Here is a 1,226-nt window from a genome sequence, read left to right on the forward strand (position 1 = left end):
GGCCACCTTGCGCAGACCTCGGTGGGTCTTGCGGGGCAGCTTCTTGGTGTGCCAACGACTGGTGACCCCATGGGGCTAGGCTTGAGTGGTAGAATGCTCAGAAGAACCCGGTAAAGAAGAAGACTTCTGAGATAATGAATAGGACTATGCCATATCGAAGGTTTTTTTGAACGGGTGTCGTGTGATGTCCTTGATAAGTGCTTTCTCGTACGATATCGCGTCATCATTGGTGAAGGGTTAGTGTTGTGGTTAGTAGACCTAGTGTTAATAGAGTGGTGGAATAGAAGTGAAATCATATGGCTAAGCCGGATGTTGTTAGAAGGGCTGATAGAGCCCCTGCTAGTGGTCAGGGGCTGGGTTTGACTATGTGGTAAGCATGGGATTGGTGGGCCATTAGGTGTTGTTGTGTAAATAAAGGCTAACTAGAAGTGTGAAAACGTAGGCTTGGATTAGAGCAACTGCGATTTCTAGGATGGTGAGTAGTGTCAGGAGTGTGAAGATCAGTGAAGTAGCGGGGGGGCTGATAGTTAGTAGTGTTAGTGTTGCGTTTCCAACTAGGTGTATTAGCAGGTGACCAGCCGTAATGTTAGCAGTTAAGCGTACGGCTAGGGCTACTGGTTGGATGACCAGGCTAATGGTTTCGATTATTACTAGTATGGGGATGAGTAATGTTGGTGTGCCTTGTGGTAGGAGGTGAGCTAGGGAGCTTTTGGTTTTAAAGCGAAGGCCTGTGATTACTGTGGCAGCTCATAAGGGGATTGCTATAGCGAGGTTTATGGATAGTTGGGTGGTGGGTGTAAATGAATGGGGTAGGAGTCCCAGAAGGTTAGTTGTGGTAATAAAGGTAATTAGGGATATTAGTATTAGAGATCAGGTTCGCCCCTTAGCATTATGGGTTATTATTATTTGTTTTAGAGTGAATAGTACTAGGTTGCGTTGGATAGTGATTAGTCGGTTGTTAATGAGATGTTTGGACGTTGGGATTAATAATATGGGAAATATAATGATGGGGATTGTGGCAGGTTGATTTAGGATTATTGGAGTTGCGAATAGGGTAAACAGATTTTCGTTCATTTTAGTTGTCAGTAGCTATTGGGGGCTTGCTTATGAGAGTTTTTTTGTCGGGGGGGGTTGATGGTAGTGTATGTTTAGCAGTTTTAATTGTGTAATAAGATATAGTGTAGGGAGTGTTGTTGTGATAGTGATAAATCATGTGGATGTATCTA

3 protein-coding genes and 1 pseudogene are annotated in these 1,226 nt (G+C 44.0%); 1 reads left to right on the forward strand and 3 read right to left on the reverse strand.

Translation table 11 applies throughout. From position 1 onward, the window contains the following. Window positions 1-63, reverse strand: a pseudogene (rplC, locus tag ACFINE_RS09630) (50S ribosomal protein L3); the annotation flags it as partial. Window positions 64-97: 34 nt separating this feature from the next. Further along, window positions 98-214, reverse strand: coding sequence for a cytochrome c oxidase subunit 3 (locus tag ACFINE_RS09635; RefSeq protein WP_375621878.1), 117 nt, complete (start codon window positions 212-214; stop codon window positions 98-100). On the opposite strand from ACFINE_RS09635, the gene ACFINE_RS09640 reads away from it, so the two are divergent. Then, window positions 175-363 (forward strand): hypothetical protein, encoded by a 189-nt coding sequence (locus ACFINE_RS09640; protein ID WP_375621877.1) that lies wholly within the window; start codon window positions 175-177, stop codon window positions 361-363. The two genes, ACFINE_RS09635 and ACFINE_RS09640, sit on opposite strands and share 40 nt — an antisense overlap. A 30-nt stretch (window positions 364-393) precedes the next feature. Here the strand turns inward: ACFINE_RS09640 and atpB are convergent, their stop codons facing one another. Beyond that, on the reverse strand, window positions 394-735 hold the full coding sequence (gene atpB, locus ACFINE_RS09645) for a F0F1 ATP synthase subunit A (RefSeq protein WP_375621879.1): 342 nt from the start codon (window positions 733-735) through the stop codon (window positions 394-396). Window positions 736-1,226: the final 491 nt, after the last annotated feature.

The organism is Bartonella sp. AA97HXZ, from assembly GCF_042196985.1.
Lineage (GTDB): Bacteria > Pseudomonadota > Alphaproteobacteria > Rhizobiales > Rhizobiaceae > Bartonella.